Origin of the sequence: Pseudochelatococcus lubricantis (assembly GCF_042432495.1) — a bacterium.
Lineage (GTDB): Bacteria > Pseudomonadota > Alphaproteobacteria > Rhizobiales > Beijerinckiaceae > Pseudochelatococcus > Pseudochelatococcus lubricantis.
The window spans coordinates 214,732-233,461 of the sequence record NZ_JBHLXC010000012.1 but is presented as its reverse complement, the minus strand read 5'-3'; the positions used below and the strand labels follow the sequence as shown (position 1 = coordinate 233,461).

The following is an 18,730-nucleotide window of genomic DNA, read 5'->3' as shown; positions in this document are numbered from 1 at the left end:
GCAATGGACGTCAGGGATGTCCGCGACGGCATGTCCGCATCGGGACCGCTATGATTTCCACCGCTGACAGCGGCGCCGCAAGCGGATCGTCCCGAAATGCGCTTCAATATTGAAAAATGCTCACCAGTATAAGGAGCCCATCATGGGCATAAAGAGCCAAAAGGACTTCCTGTCCGGTCTCATGTTCATAGCTTTGGGCATGGCTTACGTGATCGGCGCCAGCAGCTATAAGATCGGTTCGGCGTCGAATATGGGGCCCGGTTACTTCCCTCTTCTGCTCGCCATCCTGCTGACGGGCATCGGCGTTATGGTCACCTACTTTTCCCTAGCCGGCGAAGCGGATCCGGAGGGTGCGATTACCGATTTCGCGCCACGACCCCTGATATTCGTTCTTGCCGCCAATCTCGTCTTCGGCGTGCTTCTGGGCGGGCTTCCATCGTTAGGGCTTCCGTCGTTCGGCATGCTGGTGGCCATCGCAGGTCTGGTTTTCGTTGTCGGAATGGCGATCCGCCCGATGCGCATCAAGGAGATGGTCCTGACCGCCGCGATCCTGGCAGTCTGTTGCTATGTGATCTTTCATCTGGCCTTGCGGCTACCCGTGCCGTTCTGGCCGGCCTTTCTGTAAGCCGGATCGAGGGAACCGCAATGGATCTCATCAGCAACCTCGCAACCGGGTTCGAAACGGCCCTGACCGCCCAGAGCCTGTTCTACGCCTTTATCGGTTGCTTTCTGGGCACCATGATCGGTGTCTTGCCCGGCCTCGGGCCGGTCGCCACCATCGCCATGCTGCTGCCGATCACCTATGGCCTCGATCCCGTCAGCGCCCTGATCATGTTGAGCGGCATCTACTACGGCGCCCAATACGGCGGCTCGACCACGGCGATTCTCATCAACCTGCCCGGTGAATCCTCCTCGGTGGTCACCGCGCTCGACGGTTACCAGATGGCGCGCAACGGCCGGGCGGGGGCCGCTCTTTCGGTTGCCGCGCTCGGGTCGTTCTTCGCCGGCTGCGTCGGCACCCTGATTATCGCCGCGTTCGCGCCGGCAATGACCAGCATCGCTTTTCAGTTCGGGCCGGCGGAGTATTTCGCGCTCATGCTACTCGGCGTCGTATGTGCCGTGGTGCTGGCGACCGGCGCCCTGCTCAAGGCCATCGGCATGGTCATCATCGGGCTTTTGCTGGGGCTTGGCGGCACTGACATCACCTCCGGCGTCACGCGCTTCGCCTTCGGGATTCCGGAACTCTCCGACGGCATCAATTTCACGGTCGTCGCCATGGGCGTGTTCGGGCTGAGCGAGGTGATCGTCAACCTGTCGACGCCGCAGGGGCGCGAAGGTATGCTGGTCAACAAGATCGACCGGCTTTACCCCACCCGGGCGGAGGTCAGGGAATCGATGCCGGCGGTGTTGCGCGGCACATTTCTGGGATCGATCCTCGGCATCCTGCCCGGCGGCGGTGCACTGCTGTCGTCCTTTGCATCCTATTCACTGGAAAAGTGGATCGCCAAGGATTCCGTCCCGGCATTCGGGCGGGGCAACATCCGTGGCGTCGCCGGTCCGGAATCGGCCAACAACGCCGGCTCGCAGACCTCGTTCATCCCGATGCTGACCCTCGGCATTCCCTCCAACGCCGTCATGGCCCTGATGATCGGCGCCATGATGATCCAGAACATCCAGCCCGGACCGCAGGTCATGTCGAGCAACCCGCAGCTCTTCTGGGGCCTGATCGCATCGATGTGGGTCGGCAACCTGATGCTCGTCATCCTCAACCTGCCGCTGATCGGCATCTGGGTGCGGCTGCTGACGATCCCCTATCGGCTGCTGTTCCCGGTGATACTACTGTTCTGCGTCATCGGCGTCTATTCTCTCAACAACAGTGTCTTCGATATCTGGATGCTGATGATCTTCGGGGTCGCGGGCTATGTTTTCCGTAAACTGGGCTGCGAATGCGCGCCGCTTCTGCTCGGCCTTATCCTTGGGCCGATGATGGAGGAATATCTGCGGCGGGCGCTGATCATTTCCCGCGGCGACTGGAGCGTTTTCCTCACCCACCCGATCTCGGCAGGGCTGCTTCTGGCTTCGGCGGCAATGATCGTCGTCGCGTCCGTTCCCTTCATCAGCAGAAAAAGGGAGGAGGCCTTTGTTGAAGACTAGCTCTTGTCGACAAATACTTGAGCGTCAGCCGCTGCTGGTAGCATAGATGAAAATGTCTGCCGAAATAAAATATGTAACTTGAATATATTCAAATTATGCAAATGAAAACATCAATAAAAATTGATGTTTTCTGAAAATACCCGTGCCAGACGCGCGGCAGTGTAAATGCTCCGAGACCCCCTGAACTCGAACATAGTTAGTGGACGCCATGAAACTGAACATTCTATCCCGGATGATCGGCCTGGCCGCTGCCGGCTTTTTCTCCGCCGCCGTGCCAGTGCAGGCAGCAGACACCTATCCCGATCGAACCATACAGATGATCGTCCCATATGCGCCGGGCGGTACGACCGATCTGGCGGGGCGCATCGTCGCCAAGGCCATGGGGGCGGCGTTCGGACAGTCCGTCGTGGTCGAGAACAAGCCGGGAGCTGCCGGCTCGCTCGGCGTTGGGCAGGCGCTCCGGTCCGTGCCGGATGGATACACGATGGCCGTGTCCGGCGTATCCTCCACCATGATCCATGACCTGCTGGGCAGGGAATTGCCTTATGACCCCAAGAAGGATCTGAATGCCGTCGCCTATCTCGGCTCTTCGGGGATGGTCGTAATCACCGGTAACAACTCCGGCTTGAAGACGCTCGCGGATATCATCGAGCGATCCAAGAAGGAGCCGGGTTCGATTTCATTCGGGTCCGCCGGAAACGCATCGCCCGGACACATGGCAACCGAATACCTGGCCAGCATGGCAGGCATCAAGATGACCCATGTTCCGTATACCGGCGATTCTGCCCTGATGACTGATCTCATGTCAGGACGGATAGATTTCGCGACCGTCGGCATCGCCAGCGTGTTTTCCCACATGAAGGCGGGTTCCGTGAGGCCGCTGGCCATCACGTCCGCAGAACGCATCTCCACCTTCCCCGATGTTCCCACCGTGGCCGAAGCAGGCGACCTTGCCGGCTATGAGGCCGACATCTGGAACCTGTTGGTGCTGCCCAAGGGAACGCCCGCGGCCGTCGACCAGAAGCTCAACCAGACCATCAACCAGCTGATGCGCGAAAAAGGGGTTCGCGAAAGCCTGCTCGAAATCGGCTTCACTGCCCGCGAAATGGATATCGCCGAGATCCAGAACTTCATCCAGACCGAGCGCGAAAAGTGGGGCAAGGTGATCCGCGAGTCCAATATCAATGTCGAATAACTCACCCTTTCTTTCACTGAAACGGGAGCCATGCCCGTCATGAGCCAGACCATTACTGTGCGCAACCCGCGTACCGGCCAGTTCGACTATGAATTTCAGGCGACAGACCCAGCTCAACTACCTGTCATTGCCCGGGAACTGAGGTCTCACCAGCCACAGTGGGAGCAGGAGGGTCTGGAGAGGCGTCTGGAGGTGCTCAACGCATGGCGCCACGAAGTCGACAAGGACCGCGATGTCATCCTGCAGGCGCTGATCGCCGACACGGGCCGTGTCGTGGAGTCGGAGCGGGAGTTGCTGCGCCTGCCCGGCAGCATCGACAAGCTCACCATCATGGCGCGCGAGGTGTTCACCGAACGCAGCCAGCGCCTGCGCTCGCTGAACCATGTCGATATTCATGGCGGGTTCAGCCCGTTTCCGCTGGTTGGCGTCATCAGCCCCTGGAATTTTCCGCTGTCGAGTTCGCTGCTCGACACCATTCCGGCGCTCGTCGCCGGATGTGCCGCCATCGTCAAGCCCAGCGAAGTCACGCCGCGTTTTGTCGCGCCGCTCGTGGCCACGCTGGAGCGCGTACCGGAAATGGCAAGCGTACTGCGCTACATCACCGGTGACGGCTCGTTGGGAGCGGCACTCATCGAGCACGTCGATGCCGTGTGCTTCACGGGCAGCGTGCCGACCGGGCAAAAAGTGGCGCAGGCGGCTGCGCGCGCCTTCATCCCTTCCTTTCTGGAACTGGGCGGCAAGGACCCCGCCATCGTCACGGCCAGCGCAGACATCGACAGGGCGGCCGCCGGGATCGTTCAGGGTGCCGTCGCCAACGCGGGCCAGGTCTGCGTGTCGATCGAGCGTGTATACGTGCCTGAGGCGATTGCGGAACCTTTCATCAACAAGCTGATCGAACATGCCCGGAAGGTCAGGCTGGCCTATCCCACGCTGCAGGACGGCACCCTCGGGCCGATCATCCAGGAAAGTCAGGCTCACATCATCAACCGTCACTTGCAGGATGCCGTCGACAAGGGTGCGAAAATCCTGTGCGGCGGCCCGGTGACCCAGCGTGACGGGGGCTGGTGGGCTGAACCCACCGTCATTACAGATGTCGATCATAGCATGGAGCTGATGACGGCGGAGACCTTCGGCCCTGTCATCCCTGTCATGACCTACGACTCCATCGACGAAGCCATCGCATTGGCCAACGACAGCAGCTACGGGCTGAGCGGTGCGGTTTTCGCCGGTTCGACGGAGGAGGGGCTGTCGATCGCCAGGCGCATCGATGTGGGGGCCGTCAGCATCAACGGCACCGGACTGGGCACTGCGGCCATCGGCGAAGGCGACATGCACGAGAAAAATGCCTTCAAGCACTCGGGGCTGGCAGGTTCGCGTCTCGGCTACGACTCGATCACGCGCTTCGTGCGCAAGAAAGCCTATCTGGTCGCCAACCCCGGCTAAATCAGTTCCAGCAAAAGCGGCCTCGCCATGGCGCTCTTTGCCGGGCGAGCGTTCCGCGCCGCCGTTCCCGGCATCCGATCCACTTTCAGGAGACCTCATGTCAGACTTTTCCGGCCAGATCGTATTCATCACTGGCGCCAGCGGCGGCATAGGCAGCCAGATTGCCCGTGAGTTCGCGCATGCTGGCGCCAGCGTCGTGCTGCACGATTTCGGGCTCGCAGAAGCGGCGCAATCACTGCAAAAGGAACTGGAGACCGGCGGCACCCGCACGTTGCTGGTGGACGGCGATCTTACCGATCCCGCCGTCAGCCGGACCATCGCGGGGCAGATTGATGGCGCCTTCGGCCGTCTGGATGTGCTGGTCAACAACGCCGGCGCTTCGCCCGACAAGATGGCCTTCGACCAGCTGCCCGCGGAAACATGGGATCGCGTGATCAGCATCAACCTGCGTTCGGTGTTTCTGGTGACGCAGGCCTGCCTGCCACTGTTGAAGAAATCCGCACGCGGGCGCGTCATCAACGTCAGTTCCACGGCGGCGCGCAATGGTGGGGCCCCCGGCGGCAGCGCTTATGCCGCCGCCAAAGGCGCGGTGTCCTCGCTGACCAAGGCGTTCGCCAAGGATTTCTGCGCGAGCGGCATCCACGTCAATGCGGTGGCGCCGGGTCTGGTGGATACCGCATTCTATGGCAACTTCAGCGTGGCCGAGAAGTATGCCGAACGCATCAAGGGCATTCCCGCAGGCCGGGTGGGGCAGCCGGCCGACATTGCCGGCCCGGTGCTTTTCCTGGCCAGTCCGATGGCCGACTATATCGTCGGCGAGGTTCTGGAGGTCAGCGGGGGCTTGTCGTTGATGGCGTGAGTCGAGCCAGGCTTCAGACGGCGGCCGGCACGGCAAGCCACGGTCATCGCGGGCCGTCGCCTGGCCCCGAACCACGGCCTCGTCCGCCGCCGTCTCCCGGTGAGCCGAAACCGCCGCGGCCGCCGTCAGCTCCGGAGCCGCTGAAACCGCCGCCTCCCGCATTGCGTGGTCCCATCCCGTCCATGCCGAAGCGACTTTCTTCGGGCGAAGGGCCCATCGGCCCCTGTCCCGGCACGCCCGGCGAGGCGCGATTTCTGCCGAAGGAGGGTTCGGCCATCGGCGACGGCTGTGGCGTGCGACCCGTCGGCTGTCCCGGTCCCGGTCCGCGCCCGGCTCCAGGCCCGCGGTCTCCGATGCGGCTGCTGCTGGGACCGACATTGTCGGCGATGGTCCGGCCCCGCTCGTCGACGGATGCGCTGATCACGACGCGAGCCTCGTCGAAATCCGCGCCCCGCGTCAGGCGGTGTCCGTCCAGCGCCAGCCCGGCCACGGTCTGGATGGCATCGCCGACCGAGCGCGCGAAGGTCTCGATGGACAGGCGGCGCAGGCCCGGCGTGTGGATGAAATCGTCCTGCCTGACCGACCGCGCGACGAACCACCCCTTCTCCCGGCTGCCGGTGAGTGTGACACGCCGGCCCACGGCCTCGGGCGGCACGCCCTTCAGTGGCAAGTTGCCGATCCAGAGCGCCTTGCCATCGTTGACGACAACGCCGGAAACCGTATCCGGCCGCGCTGATCGACCCGGCGCGCGGTGCTCGATAAGCGATGCAAAAATGGTTTCGTCGATCCGGCGAAGACCGTAGACGGCGACCCGCTGGCCCGCCCGCCACCGGTTCTGCCGCGTCAGGCCGGCCGTTTCCACCTGCTGGCCCAGAACCGTCAGCCCCGTCTGCGTGATCCGGTCTATGGGGCCGACGACCTCGCTGATAACGGCGATATGCGTGGTCGTGAAGCCTTCTCCGTCGGTCCGGGCGACGGTCTGCACCACCTGGCCGATGCGCAGGTCGCCCACGGATGCAGGGTTGCCGTCGAGCGTGACGCGGACATCCGGCCTGAAGCCGATGCGGCTGTCGTTGACGATGATGCTTCCGAAACGCTGAATGGTGCCGATGAAGCCTGTCCCGCCGAGCCCGCGGTCACCGGCATAAGGCTTCGTTTCCTCATCGTTCGCCTTTCCCGGCCCGACGAGGGAGACAGAGCCGATGCCGGCGAGGCCAGCCAGAAACGTCCGACGGGAAAAGGCGGATGGACTCGTCATTCTGTCTCCCCATTTCCCGGGGCTCCGGCGGCATCTTCATCGCCGGTTTCACGATAGATATAAATGCCAAAAATCCAACGGGCATTGCCTGCCTGTTGCTGTCCCGCCATCTTGTGCGCTTCTCTGTTGGCTTTTTGCAGCGCGTCCATGCCCAGCTTGCGGGAGAACGCCTCAAGTTGTGCGGCCATTTGCACGGAGAGGCCGTCGTAGTGAACCGCGCGCTCGAAAAAGGGCGGTTTTTCCACGCCGATGTTGGCGGCGGCGGCGGAGACGTGGTCATGCAGGTTGCGGCTGAAGTAATACAGCTTGCGTTCGTCGTCGGGCCGGGGGGCGAAGGCTTCCTCCCGCAACTGGACGCGGTCGTGCTCGTCAACCGCCGCGATGCCCCTGTCGATCCATTCGTCGAGCACCGAGCGCGGATGCACGTCCCTGGTGACCAGCGCGACCAGCTCCTCGAAAGAGGGCGCGTTGTCCACCGGCTGGCGGGGAAGCGGGAGGGGGTTGCCGTCCGCATCCGTAAAGCGGGAGGAGGCCAGCCATTGCGCGACGATCTGGCTGGTGCGCGATACGGAGGCCGGCGCCTTGTGGACCGGCGCGCCGGCGCCGCGCAGACGGGCGACCTCCTTGCGGTTGATGCCCGTCAGAAGGCTCACGCGGCTGTCCGTCTGGGACTTGCCGGGAATGCCGAATTCATGCTCGGCGACATTGACATAAAGGGCGCATAAAAGCTTGGCCAGGGCAGGATAGGTAAGGCCGCTGCGGATGCACAGCTTGACGAGCGGCCGCAGAATCGCTTCCAGCGGACGATGAAGCCGCCCTGCATCCGGTAATTGATCCCGCCGCACGTCCGTCATTCCACGTGACAACCGTTTCTTGATGGTAAATTATCCCACATGCATATTTCAAAAACTTGCGATAATCAACCGGACGCCCCGATGAGTGCCCCGTTGCAAAAACAAACGTGTCCATGCCCGCCCCGCGTTGGGCGCCGGAATGTTCCATCGGTGATTTCAAGCACGGATATGGATTGGCCCGCCGACCCGCCGATGAACCGTGCAGGATATAGGTGGGAATAAATCCCATCAACCGTCGTGGACGTTGTTACCACAAGTACGGATCGCGTCATTCCGGTTTCGTTTAGCGCAATTAAGCGTGGGAAATAATGCCACGAAATCTCTCAAACCGCCCTTGCCGGAAAATGGGATATGTTATAAATGTGGGAAAATATCCCATTCATGAGATAGTCAATATGCGTGACAGCGTTCTGGAACATGACAGCCTCCCTGTCAGGCACTGCAAGTCTTTTGGCCGCACTCTCCGCACCTGGCCCTGCCTGATCCAGATTCGGCGCTGCGTGTGTGTCGGGCTGGCACTGGCCTTTCCTTACGTCCTGACTCTGCTGCACGAGGTTCTGCATCCATGACGGTGTATTTCTTCAGCAGATTGGCAGCCTCTGTTTTCGGGGTCGCCCTTGCGATTGTCTGGATAGGCATGGCCTGCCTGCTCGTGACTGCGGAGCTGGCGCGGGTGCGGGAACTCGATTGCTCTTACAGCATCTATCGGGATCCGGTAACCGGCCGGGATCAGCCCAAACATTCCTCTCTGGCGTCATGCAGGCGCTGAAAGGCACCCGTTGCAGATGACTCTTCTCATGCGCTTTGTTGCCTGGCTAGGCTCCATCGACTGGATATCCGTTGCGCAGTACGTGACGACGTTCGTGCAGATATCGCTCATACTAATCGCCGCCCTGATGCTCTCGGTAATCGTCATCGGCATTGCCGCGCTCGGGAGAGGGCGGCGGCGCAGGAAATGGGCACGAAGCGCGCGTGCCGCACCCGATGACGGTCGGTTCACCAGGGCGGACAATTGCGCGACCAACGAACGGGATCGGGCAGGCTCGCAAGCGAAACCGGGGCGCCAGTCCGCCGCCAATGCGCCGACGTCGAACCGCGGGGCATAGCGGCGAAGTCTGCTGCCGGGCGGCCGCGCGCATTCTGCGGCCCTGCGGCATGAGTCGATTTCTCATCGAAAAATCGAGTGCTCGCTCCGCAAGCTCCGGCTGCAGCCGGAGCCTTGATGCCAGCCGTCTTCCGATCGCCGTCTTCCGGGCCCGAGGGCGCAAGGGGCTTCGACAGGGGCCGGTTGAACGGGCTGTCGGTATCTTCCTTTCACGTCTTATATAATACGCCTAATATTTATAAGAATAATTATAAACTGATTTCTTTCAGGAATCTTTTTGCTATCGCGAAGATTATTGATTACTGTCAACACACGTTTATTTTACGTGGATTATGTTGCACGAGGATAGTTTCGCGGCGCGGCCTTTCAGGTCGATGCCGGCCATCGGTTCCGAAATTGTCGAAGAAAGGCATGCAGAGCGGTGTGTAATCGAGACGATTGCGCGCTGTTCGGGAGAAGAGCAGACCCTTATGCGGATGTTTCTGGCGATTCTGCTGTTATCGGCGCAGATTTTCATTCTCGATCCTTTTGTCGGCAGCGCATCTCCGCATGCCCAGACTCAGAATACCGAAGCACGGAGCGGTCTCGACTATGCGTTGCTCGTCTCGCGTATAGATGCGCTGCTCGCACAGGGCCTCGACGATTATCGCGCCGGCCGCGTGGATGCGGCGAAGACGGCCGTACAGCGCTCCTATTTTGAAATATTCGAGAATCTTGAAGGGCCCATTCGCGTCAATATCTCGGCAAGGCGCAGCTACCAGCTCGAATCCGAGTTCGGCGCCATACGGAGGCTGATGACGGAAGGTGCGACCATCGAAGAGGTCGAGGCGCGTATCCGCGCGCATATCGCCGCGCTCGACGCGATCGTGCCGCAGCTTGAGAAAGGTCATCGCATCGTCGCCGAGCGGGGCGGCGATGCACCGGCCGTCCAGCCTGAGGCAGTCGCGGAGGAGGGCGCCGATATCGGCCCCAAAACCGTCGAACCCTATTGGGAGCGGGCGGTGGAAACCATCCACAGGCGCCTGCTGGAAGCTGCCGACGCGCTTGAGCGCGGCAACCCCGAAGAGGCGCGTGCGCTGATTCGCAAAGGCCAGTTCGACGGCTACAAGAACAGCCTGCTGGAGACGGCCATCCGCCGTTACGTCTCGCAGCAGCGTGACGGCGAATTCAACGCGGAGTTCAACCGCATCGTCGGCCTCGTCAACGACAACCGCGAGCCGCGGCTCGTTCGCGGTTCGGCGCGGGTGCTGCGGGACGATCTCACCGCGCTGCTGTCCGGCCTGCCGCTCGTCGGCACGGCGAAGGAGCAGGCGGAGGCGTCGACATCCTCCGCCGACTGGAATGCGGTTGCCCGCAAGATCCGCGATCAGGCGGCGCATGCCCTGTCTTTGGCCGCCGGGGGCGATGCGGCTGGCGCGGTCGGCATCCTGCAGGACACCTATTTCGACGTGTTCGAAGCGAGCGGCATGGAGGCGCGCGTGGGCGCGCGCGACAGCGCCTTCAAGACCCGCATCGAGGCGCATTTCAGCCGCCTGATGGCGCTCATCCGCGATGGCGCGCCCGCTCCCGCGTTGCACGAGGTGGCGGATAACCTCAACACCGACGTGGCGCAGGCCGCCGAGCTGCTCGGCGGGGCGGGGGCGGGAAGCTGGAGCGCGCTGTTCCTCGCCTCTCTGCTCATCATCGTGCGCGAGGGCTTCGAGGCCATCCTGATCGTTTCCGCCATTGTCGCCTATCTGGTCAAGACAGGGCACGGCGACAAGCGAGGCGTGATCGTCAACAGCGTCGTCGTGGCGGTCATCGCCAGCGTCATCACCGCGATCCTGCTCAAGCTCGTGTTCCGGACGTCCGCCGCCAGCCAGGAGGTGCTGGAGGGCGCGACGATGCTGCTTGCGGCCGTGGTGCTGTTTTTCACCAGCAACTGGCTGCTGGCCAAGGCCGAGGCGGCGCAATGGAGCGCGTTCATCAGGGGCAAGGTGGAGGGCGCCATCAGCGCCGGCTCGCTGAGGGCGCTGTGGTTCGTCTCGTTCCTCGCCGTCTATCGCGAGGGCGCGGAGACGGTGCTGTTCTATCAGGCGCTGACCATCGACACCGATGCCGCGGGCGTGATCGCCATCGCGGCGGGCTTCGCAGTCGGGGCGCTGGCGCTCGTCGCCGTTTACTGGGCGATGCAGAAGGGGGCGCTCAGGCTGCCGGTCGGCCCGTTCTTCCGCGTGACGGGGGCGATCCTCTACCTGATGGCGTTCGTCTTCGTCGGCAAGGGCATCTTCGAGCTGATCGAGGGCAAGGTGATCACCCCGACACTCGTCGGCCGGGCGCCGGAAATCCCGTTGCTCGGCATCTATCCCTATCGGGAGACGCTGCTGCCGCAGGCCGTCTTCGTCGCCGTCACCGCGCTGTCGCTGGTGATCATCTGGCGGCGCGGCAAGCGGCAGGCTGCGGCGCTGCCGAAAGCTTCATGACCCATCCACCGAGGAGTTGCACCATGAAAAAGATTGCTCTCATAGCGGCCGGCCTCGCCTTCGTGGCGGCCTCCGGCGCGCAGGCCCAGCATCAGGGCGCGCATGAGCTGGTCGAGTATCCGATCGGCGAGCCGAAGGTCGTCAACGCGCTGGAGATCGGTGCGGTCTACCTCGCGCCCATCGATCTGGAGCCTGCCGGTATCGACCTGCCGGCGTCGCAGTCCGACATCCATCTGGAGGCCGATATCCACGCCGCCGAGGGCAACCCGAACGGCTTCGGCGCCGGCGAGTTCGTGCCTTACCTCACCGTCACCTACCGCCTTGAAAACAAGGACACCGGCAAGGTCCAGAGCGGCAACTTCATGCCCATGGTGGCTGTCGACGGGCCCCACTACGGCTCCAACATCAAGCTGCCGGGCGCCGGCAACTACAAGCTGGTCTATCACGTCGAACCGCCGGCCCGGCAGGGGTTCGGGCGTCACACCGACAGGGCGAGCGGCGTGGGCAAGTGGTTCGAGCCCTTCGATGTCGAGTTCGATTTCACCTTCGTGCCCCTGAAGTAAGTCGGGCGGACGGCGGCGCGGAGCACGGCATTGGCCTACTACATCACCATCGTGGCACAGACCCTGACCGTCGCGGCGCTCGCCGCGGCGCTCTGGCCCTTCGTCGCCGGTGCCCGGGAGGCCGGGCGGGCGGGCACGCTGCTTGCGCTGCTGGCGGGCGCGGCCGGGGGGTTCATTGCCGTTGCCGCCGCCGCCAGCCTGCCGCGTTCCGCGACCGCCATCGCCACGCTCGTGCATGCGGCGGCGCTGGTCGTGGTTCTGTCGGGATTGCTGTTGTTGTCGTTCGCCGCACGCATCGGTCGCGCATCGGCGGGCTGGCCGGCGCTATGGCGGCTTGCGGCGGGCTGTGTGCTGATCGCGACGGTGTCGACCCAGGGCGTTTTCGACGCCTGGCGGCTGAGCGCCAATCACACGCTGACGGCGACCGACGTCATCAATACCGAACTCATCGTCAATTGCGCCGCCATCGTCATCGCCCTCGCGGCCCTGACTGCGCTCGGGCTGCTGCTGGCGCGGGTGGCGCGCCTTGCCGGGCACACGGCCTCCACCGTCGCGCTCGCCGCCGCACTCCTGCTGCTCGCCGTCGCGGGAGCCGAGAAGACACTGCTCGGCATGCTGCGCATCGATCTCGTGCCGGTTACAGCCGGGCGCGTCTCCCTGGTGGCGCGGTTGTCGATCATCACGCCGTGGCTTGCCTACGGCCATCTCGTCATCGCCCTCGGCCTTGCCGCGACAGCGCTGGCGTGCCGGCTGCGCATACCGGAAGACGTCGCCGGCCGCATCGAGCGCCGGCGCTTGCGGGCGCGCGGCCTCGGCGAGCGGCGCTGGCGCAACGGCCTTGCGGCGACTGCGGCATTCCTGCTCGCCGTCATGCTCTATCAGGATCTGTATGCCTCGCGCCCGCCGCGCCTCTCCGAGGCCGTCGAGATGGTTCCCGACGAGCGCGGCACCATCCGCATTCCGGTCGAGAACGTTAAGGACGGCAACCTCCATCGCTTCGCCTACATCGCGTCGGACGGGCACAGGGTGCGCTTCTTCCTCGTCAACCGCTACGACGAAGCGCATGCAAGCATCGGCGTGGTGCTCGACGCCTGCCTGATCTGCGGGGAGGGCGGCTATGTCCAGCGCGGCGAGGAGATTTTCTGCATCGCCTGCAACGTGCGCATGTATCGCCCGAGTATCGGCAAGCCCGGCGGCTGCAACCCGATACCGCTTGACCACACGCTGGCGGACGGCGTCATCGTCATTGCGGCGGGTGCGCTGGAAAAAGGCACGCGCTACTTCAGCGAGGTCGTCGAGATCACGGCCGCCGACCCGGTGAGCGGCGCGGCGGTGAAGAATACGAACGCGCCGTATCAGTACGAGCACAACGGGCGCACCTGGTTCTTCGAGAACCGGGATACTTACGACCGTTTCCGCGCCACGCCGGACGCCTTCGTGAAGCCGAAGCCCGGGCAGCCAGGGAGGGTGTGAACGATGTTCGTGCGCATGCTGCGCCAGTCCTTCGCCGGCAATCGGAAGCGCAAGGCGCTGGCGGCGATCACGGTGGCGCTTTCCGCCGCGCTGATCACCACGCTGTTCGCGCTCTCTGTCGATGTCGGCGACAAGATGGCGACGGAGATGAAGGCCTACGGGTCGAACATCCGTGTAACGCCGCGCTCGGAGAACATGCCCCTGATCATCGGCGGGCGGGATTTCAACCCTCTCCGGGGGCGCGACTTCATCGACGAGGCCGGTCTGCCGAAGCTCAAGGATATTTTCTGGCGGCACAATATCGTCGGCTTCGCACCGCGGCTGACGCTGCCGGTCGTGGCGGCGGATCAGGGTAGCGCGCCGGAGTTCAGCCTCATCGGCACCTATTTCGACAGGAACGTGCCGCTGCCCGACGATCCCGGCTATCGCACCGGGGTGCGCACCGTCAACCCGTTCTGGCACGTCGCGGGCGCTTGGCCGGCCGACGAAGCGGGCGACGGCCCGGTCGGCGTTCTCATCGGCGGCGGACTGGCGCAGCGGCTCGGCGCGGCCGTGGGCGCGGAGCTGGCGCTGGCCGCGCCGGAAACGCCGCTGGCGACCGCGGCCGTCGTGCGGGTGACGGGCATCCTCACCACGGGCGACATCGAGGATCAGGCGCTGGTCGCGCCGCTCGGCTTCGTGCAAAAGCTCGCCGGCCAGCCCGGCAAGTTCCAGTCCATCGACGTGAGCGCGCTCACGGTGGCCGAAAACGACCTGTCGCGCAAGGCGAGCCGGGGCGCGGAAGCGTTGACGCCGGAGGAATACGATGTCTGGTATTGCACCGCCTACGTCAGTTCCATCGCTCACCAGATCGAGGAGGCCATCCCCGGCGTCTCCGCACGGCCCATCTGGCAGGTGGCGTCGGGCGAGGGCGCGGTGATCGGGCGCATCCAGAGCCTGCTGTTCGTGGTCAGCGTGGCCGCGATCATCGCCGCCGCCGTGGCGGTCTCGGCGCTGACGACGACGACCATCGCCGAGCGCGCGGCCGAAATAGGCCTGATGAAGGCGCTGGGCGCCGCGCCGTGGCAGATCTACCTGCTGTTCATCGGGGAGGCCGTGATCGTCGGGCTGGCCGGCGGCGCCATCGGCGTCGTCGCGGGCTACCTCATGGCGCAGGGCGTGGGCTGGAGTGTGTTCGGCACCGGCGTCGACGTGCGGCCCATCACCGTTCCCGTGGTGCTGGTGACGTCCGTCATCACGGTGCTGGTCGGGTCTATCGTGTCATCGCGCGAGATCGCCTCGCTGCTGCCGGCCGAGGTGCTGCATGGCCGACAGTAACACCCCCACCGCCGTCCCGGCTACGGCTCCCGTAGGTGCCCGTCGCGGCCGGCCGGTCGCGCGGCTGGCAATGTTCGCGCACCTTGTCTGGCGCTCGCTGCTCGTACGCAGCGGGCGGCTGGAGATCGCGCTCGGCGCCATCGTCATCGGCGCGGCGATCGTTTCCGCGTTGACCAGCCTCTATTTCGATATCTCGATCAAGATGAGCCAGGAGCTGCGCGCCTTCGGCCCCAATCTCATCGTCTCGCCGCGCGAGGTGGAGGCGGACGCGCCCGGCCGGCGCGGCGTCGACGAGGCGATGCTGCGCGCGGCCGTCGCCGCCATTCCGCCGGAGAAGCTGGTCGGCGGTAGTCCATATCTTTACGGGCTGGTCCGGCTCGATCTCGGCAACGCGGTTCTCATGGGGGCGGACCTCGCCGCACTCCACGCCATCTCGCCCTACTGGCAGGTGGAAGGTTCGTGGGTGAGCGCAGATTTCGACGACCGCAACGCCATGGTCGGCCGCCGGCTGGCGCAGAGCATGGAACTCGCGCCCGGAAGCGTCGTCACCATCGCCGGCGCCGACGGTGCGCAGGCGCGGGTGACGGTGAAGGGTGTCATGGACACCGGCGAAAACGAGGACAGCCAGATCGTCGTCAACCTGGGGCTGGCGCAGCGGCTGCTCGGCATGCCGGGCCGCGCCGATTTCGCCATGGTCAGCGTCGCGGCGCAGGGGCCGGAGGCCGACGCCATCACGGCGGCGCTGACGGAACGCTTCCCGGAACTCAACGCCCGCCCGATCCGCAAGGTATCCGAAAACGACGGTCAGATTCTGAAGCGTATCGAGGGCCTGATGGCGCTTGTCGCCGCCATCATTCTCGTCATCACCACGCTCAGCGTCAACGCGACGCTGACGGCCATGATCACCGAGCGCACGCCGCAGATCGGCCTGCAGAAGGCGCTCGGCGCCTCGAACCGCGATATCGTGGCGCAGATACTGGCCGAGACGGCGGCGATCTGCCTCGCGGCGGTCGCGATCGGGCTGCTGCTGGGTTTCGGCCTCGCGCAACTGCTGGGGCAGGCGGTGTTCGGCGCGTGGGTAACCTTCCGGCCGGTCGTCGTGCCGCTCACGCTCGGCGTGTCGCTGCTCGCCGCATTGCTCGCGGCCGTGCTGCCCGTTCGCGGCGCGGTGAATGTCGTGCCCGCCCGTGTGCTCAGAGGAGAATGAACGCGGTGAACCAGATCGCCCGGCAAGCGCCGCTATCCACCGATGAAACGCGCCGCAAGGTCATCGGCCTCGACAGCCTGACCAAGGATTTCGGATCGGTTCGCGCTGTCGACAACGTCACCTTCGACGTCTTTGCCGGGGAGTTCGTCGGCATCATGGGGCCATCGGGGTCGGGCAAGACGACGCTGCTCAACATCCTGTCGCTGCTCGACATACCGACCGGCGGCTCCTACCGGCTCGACGGCGTGGAAACCGCCCGGCTGACGGAAGCGGAACAGGTTGTCATTCGCCGCGAGAAGATCGGTCTCGTCTTTCAGCAGTTCCACCTCATTCCGTATCTGACGGCGGTGGAGAACCTGATGCTCGCCCAGTACTACCACTCCATGGCCGACCGGGGGGAGGCGATGGAGGCGCTCGACCGCATCGGGCTTGCCGACCGGGCGGACCATCTGCCCTCGCAGCTCTCGGGCGGAGAGCAGCAGCGCGTCTGCATCGCCCGCGCGCTCATCAACGACCCCGCCCTCATCCTTGCCGACGAGCCGACGGGAAACCTCGACGAAGGCAACGAGGAACGGGTCATGGGGCTGTTCAAGGAGTTGCAGGCCGGCGGGCGCACGATCATTCTGGTCACGCACAATCCGGATCTGGGGGCGCAGACGGATTACGTCATCCGGCTCCAGCATGGCAGGAGGGTTGCATGAAACGTCGCATGGCCTGGCTGTCCGCCTTCGCAATGGCGGCGCTGCTCGTCGGCTGCAAGGCGGAGCAGGAGATTGCCCGGGGCAAGCCCGTGGCCGAAATCGCCGCGATCACCTTCGACGGCACGCTGGTGAAGCTGGAGCATTTCCGTGGCAAGGTGGTGCTGCTCAACTTCTGGTCTGGCGGATGCGGGCCATGCATCGCCGAGATGCCGGCGCTCGACGCCGTCTATCGCGCTAACCGGGACAGGGGCAGCGGCTTCACGGTGCTGGCGCTGAACATGGGCGAGCCGGATGCGGCCGTGCAGCGGGCAGCCGCGCGGCTCGGCGTTTCCTTTCCCGTGCTGCTCGACGGCCTGAAGATCACGACCGATCGCTATCAGGTGGTCGGCGCCCCGACATCCTTCCTGATCGACGGCGAGGGCCGCCTGATCGAGAAGATCGTCGGGCCGGTGGATATCGCCGGGCTCGAAGCGAAGCTGGCCGGGCTGCTGTAGCGCAGGCCACCACAGGACGGGAACGCCTCAATGCGTGAGAAACTGCCCGACATAGCTGGCGAGCGCCTCGACCTCCGCGTCGCTCAGCCCTTTCTTGAGCCGCTGGTAGGGCCGGGCGGGCGTGTCGATGGTACGGGCGGCCATCAGGTAATCGCGGACCGCATCTGCGGACAGGGAGTCGAGCCGGCGGGCACGACCGCGCACGGTCTCCTGCCCGCCAGGCCCGTGGCAGGCGGCGCAGGCCTCGTCAAACAGCTGCCTGCCGTCGACCGCTTCCCCGGCGACAGCCGCCGGCTGCGGCAGGCAGCAAAGCGCCAGCGAGACGACGACGATTCGCGCCCCGCGCAGCCGGGAATGCTGTTCATGTATTGCCGTTTCCGGAGAAAAGGGAATAGCCATGCCGTTTCCAATAAGTACATGCGCACGCTTCGGAAGAATTTTAATTTCGAATGGCGCAAGAGCATTTTCTTATTATCAATCGCAGGCTAGAGTGGCAAGCATGTTAATTTTGAACGATTGATACACAATCATGATGCGATATTGAGTTGTTATTGAAACTTCTTGTATCCGTCGGAACAGAAAATGAGGACGATCATGTCTCAGGAAAACTATCGGTGGAATGGTTATGGGCCGGGGCAGGGCCAGCGCATCGATGCGCTCGACGTTCTGGAAGGTGTGCTCAAGGATGGCTTCAGCGTCTCCAACCTCACCCGCATCGCCCGCGCCAGCGGTTCGAACTTCTGGGTGGGAGCGGCGATCGGCGCGGGCCTTGTCGTCCTCGCGCGCCGTCCCGAAGTGCGCGCGGCGGTTTCTGGCGTTTTCCGAGGTGAGGCCGCGCCCGCCGCTGCTCCGTCTCGCGACGCCCCGCCGCCTGCAAACTGACCTAAAATCTGTCCTGTTTACGTTGAAACAGGACAGATTTTAGATTCCTATTTTGAGCGAATTCCGATCGGAACGCGCTCTATAGCATTTCGACATTTCATTGAAACGCCAAAATGCTATAAGTTTTTGATATTACGCGCTTTCTTCACGCAAACCGGTATCCACTTTGTTTGAAAACGCTTTAACGGAGCTGGGAAACGATCATGTCGAACAAGCAGGATGAGCAGGGTATTCATTACCACTATCATTTTTACGGCACCGGCCCCGGCGCGCAGGCCGGCCAGCAGCAGGGGGCCGACGCGCAGCAGGGCGATCCGCAAGGTGGTGGCTTCGGTCCGAACCCGTTCGCGGGAGGCCCGTTTCCGGGAGGCGCCGGGCTGGCGGGGGCGAACCTTCATGCGCATCCGGGGGCGGACTCCTTCGTCAAGGGCCTGCTGATCGGCGCGGGCGCCGCCTGGCTTCTCACCAACGAAGCGGCCCAGCGCACCATCATGCGCACGGCCGTGCAGCTCTGGACGGCCGTGCAGGGCGGCGTGGAGGAGCTGAAGGAAAAGCTGCACGATGCCGAGGCTGAAGTGGCCGCTGCGGCCACGGCCGGGCCCGAGGCCGGGGCGGCTGCCGCCACCCGGACGCCCGACGCCGGTGCGGCGGGTGTCGGCGCAGCACCTGAACCGGCACCGGCACAGGAGCCGGCCCGGCAACCTGCTGACAGCGATCCGTCCGTGATCGCGCCGCGCTTCTTCCAGGCAGGCAACTGAGCGGG

General features: G+C 64.2%; 18 protein-coding genes. 15 read left to right on the top strand and 3 right to left on the bottom strand.

The window, feature by feature from the left end:
• Nucleotides 1–142 precede the first annotated feature (142 nt).
• From ACFFJ7_RS16635 to ACFFJ7_RS16615, 5 genes are all read left to right on the top strand, one after another.
• Nucleotides 143–625, top strand: a complete 483-nt coding sequence (locus tag ACFFJ7_RS16635) for a tripartite tricarboxylate transporter TctB family protein (protein WP_166954010.1) — start codon at nucleotides 143–145, stop codon at nucleotides 623–625.
• A gap of 20 nt (nucleotides 626–645) precedes the next feature.
• On the top strand, nucleotides 646–2,154 hold the full coding sequence (locus ACFFJ7_RS16630; RefSeq protein WP_377593837.1) for a tripartite tricarboxylate transporter permease: 1,509 nt from the start codon (nucleotides 646–648) through the stop codon (nucleotides 2,152–2,154).
• Between the two features lie 208 nt (nucleotides 2,155–2,362).
• Entirely contained in the window at nucleotides 2,363–3,349 is a 987-nt protein-coding gene (locus tag ACFFJ7_RS16625; RefSeq protein WP_166954008.1) for a Bug family tripartite tricarboxylate transporter substrate binding protein, read from the top strand.
• Between the two features lie 39 nt (nucleotides 3,350–3,388).
• Nucleotides 3,389–4,792, top strand: coding sequence for an aldehyde dehydrogenase family protein (locus ACFFJ7_RS16620; RefSeq protein ID WP_377593836.1), 1,404 nt, complete (start codon nucleotides 3,389–3,391; stop codon nucleotides 4,790–4,792).
• Nucleotides 4,793–4,889: 97 nt separating this feature from the next.
• Nucleotides 4,890–5,651: an SDR family NAD(P)-dependent oxidoreductase gene (locus ACFFJ7_RS16615; protein ID WP_377593834.1), complete on the top strand. Its 762-nt coding sequence runs from the start codon at nucleotides 4,890–4,892 to the stop codon at nucleotides 5,649–5,651.
• A 43-nt stretch (nucleotides 5,652–5,694) separates the two neighbouring features.
• Here the strand turns inward: ACFFJ7_RS16615 and ACFFJ7_RS16610 are convergent, their stop codons facing one another.
• Nucleotides 5,695–6,909, bottom strand: coding sequence for a DUF5666 domain-containing protein (locus ACFFJ7_RS16610; RefSeq protein WP_377593832.1), 1,215 nt, complete (start codon nucleotides 6,907–6,909; stop codon nucleotides 5,695–5,697).
• Nucleotides 6,906–7,763 carry a DUF6502 family protein gene (locus ACFFJ7_RS16605; RefSeq protein ID WP_377593830.1) on the bottom strand — a complete coding sequence of 286 codons (858 nt, stop codon included), beginning with the start codon at nucleotides 7,761–7,763 and terminating at the stop codon, nucleotides 6,906–6,908. Before ACFFJ7_RS16605 ends, ACFFJ7_RS16610 begins: the two co-directional genes overlap by 4 nt.
• 785 nt (nucleotides 7,764–8,548) lie before the next feature.
• Here ACFFJ7_RS16605 and ACFFJ7_RS16600 point away from each other — a divergent pair.
• The 8 genes from ACFFJ7_RS16600 to ACFFJ7_RS16565 all read left to right on the top strand — a co-directional run bounded on the left by ACFFJ7_RS16600 (nucleotide 8,549) and on the right by ACFFJ7_RS16565 (nucleotide 17,085).
• Nucleotides 8,549–8,869 (top strand): hypothetical protein, encoded by a 321-nt coding sequence (locus tag ACFFJ7_RS16600; RefSeq protein ID WP_377593828.1) that lies wholly within the window; start codon nucleotides 8,549–8,551, stop codon nucleotides 8,867–8,869.
• Nucleotides 8,870–9,338: 469 nt separating this feature from the next.
• On the top strand, nucleotides 9,339–11,330 hold the full coding sequence (locus ACFFJ7_RS16595; protein ID WP_377593826.1) for an FTR1 family protein: 1,992 nt from the start codon (nucleotides 9,339–9,341) through the stop codon (nucleotides 11,328–11,330).
• A 23-nt stretch (nucleotides 11,331–11,353) separates the two neighbouring features.
• Entirely contained in the window at nucleotides 11,354–11,893 is a 540-nt protein-coding gene (locus ACFFJ7_RS16590; RefSeq protein ID WP_166953998.1) for an iron transporter, read from the top strand.
• A 30-nt stretch (nucleotides 11,894–11,923) separates the two neighbouring features.
• Nucleotides 11,924–13,366: a Fe-S-containing protein gene (locus ACFFJ7_RS16585; RefSeq protein WP_377593823.1), complete on the top strand. Its 1,443-nt coding sequence runs from the start codon at nucleotides 11,924–11,926 to the stop codon at nucleotides 13,364–13,366.
• Between the two features lie 3 nt (nucleotides 13,367–13,369).
• On the top strand, nucleotides 13,370–14,683 hold the full coding sequence (locus tag ACFFJ7_RS16580; protein WP_377593820.1) for an ABC transporter permease: 1,314 nt from the start codon (nucleotides 13,370–13,372) through the stop codon (nucleotides 14,681–14,683).
• Entirely contained in the window at nucleotides 14,670–15,890 is a 1,221-nt protein-coding gene (locus ACFFJ7_RS16575; RefSeq protein ID WP_377593818.1) for an ABC transporter permease, read from the top strand. The genes ACFFJ7_RS16580 and ACFFJ7_RS16575 overlap by 14 nt, the downstream gene beginning before the upstream one ends.
• On the top strand, nucleotides 15,887–16,591 hold the full coding sequence (locus tag ACFFJ7_RS16570; protein WP_377593816.1) for an ABC transporter ATP-binding protein: 705 nt from the start codon (nucleotides 15,887–15,889) through the stop codon (nucleotides 16,589–16,591). The genes ACFFJ7_RS16575 and ACFFJ7_RS16570 overlap by 4 nt, the downstream gene beginning before the upstream one ends.
• Nucleotides 16,588–17,085, top strand: coding sequence for a TlpA family protein disulfide reductase (locus tag ACFFJ7_RS16565; protein ID WP_166953990.1), 498 nt, complete (start codon nucleotides 16,588–16,590; stop codon nucleotides 17,083–17,085). The genes ACFFJ7_RS16570 and ACFFJ7_RS16565 overlap by 4 nt, the downstream gene beginning before the upstream one ends.
• A gap of 27 nt (nucleotides 17,086–17,112) precedes the next feature.
• Here ACFFJ7_RS16565 and ACFFJ7_RS16560 read toward each other — a convergent pair whose 3' ends face one another.
• Complete coding sequence (locus ACFFJ7_RS16560; protein WP_377593813.1) at nucleotides 17,113–17,484, bottom strand: c-type cytochrome; 372 nt, start codon at nucleotides 17,482–17,484, stop codon at nucleotides 17,113–17,115.
• A 195-nt stretch (nucleotides 17,485–17,679) separates the two neighbouring features.
• Between ACFFJ7_RS16560 and ACFFJ7_RS16555 the strand changes: the two genes are divergently transcribed.
• A complete protein-coding gene (locus ACFFJ7_RS16555; protein ID WP_377593811.1) occupies nucleotides 17,680–17,967 on the top strand; it encodes a hypothetical protein in 288 nt (95 codons plus the stop codon).
• Between the two features lie 203 nt (nucleotides 17,968–18,170).
• The gene (locus tag ACFFJ7_RS16550) at nucleotides 18,171–18,725 is read left to right on the top strand and encodes a hypothetical protein (RefSeq protein ID WP_377593809.1); all 555 of its coding nucleotides are present in this window, start codon (nucleotides 18,171–18,173) and stop codon (nucleotides 18,723–18,725) included.
• Nucleotides 18,726–18,730: the final 5 nt, after the last annotated feature.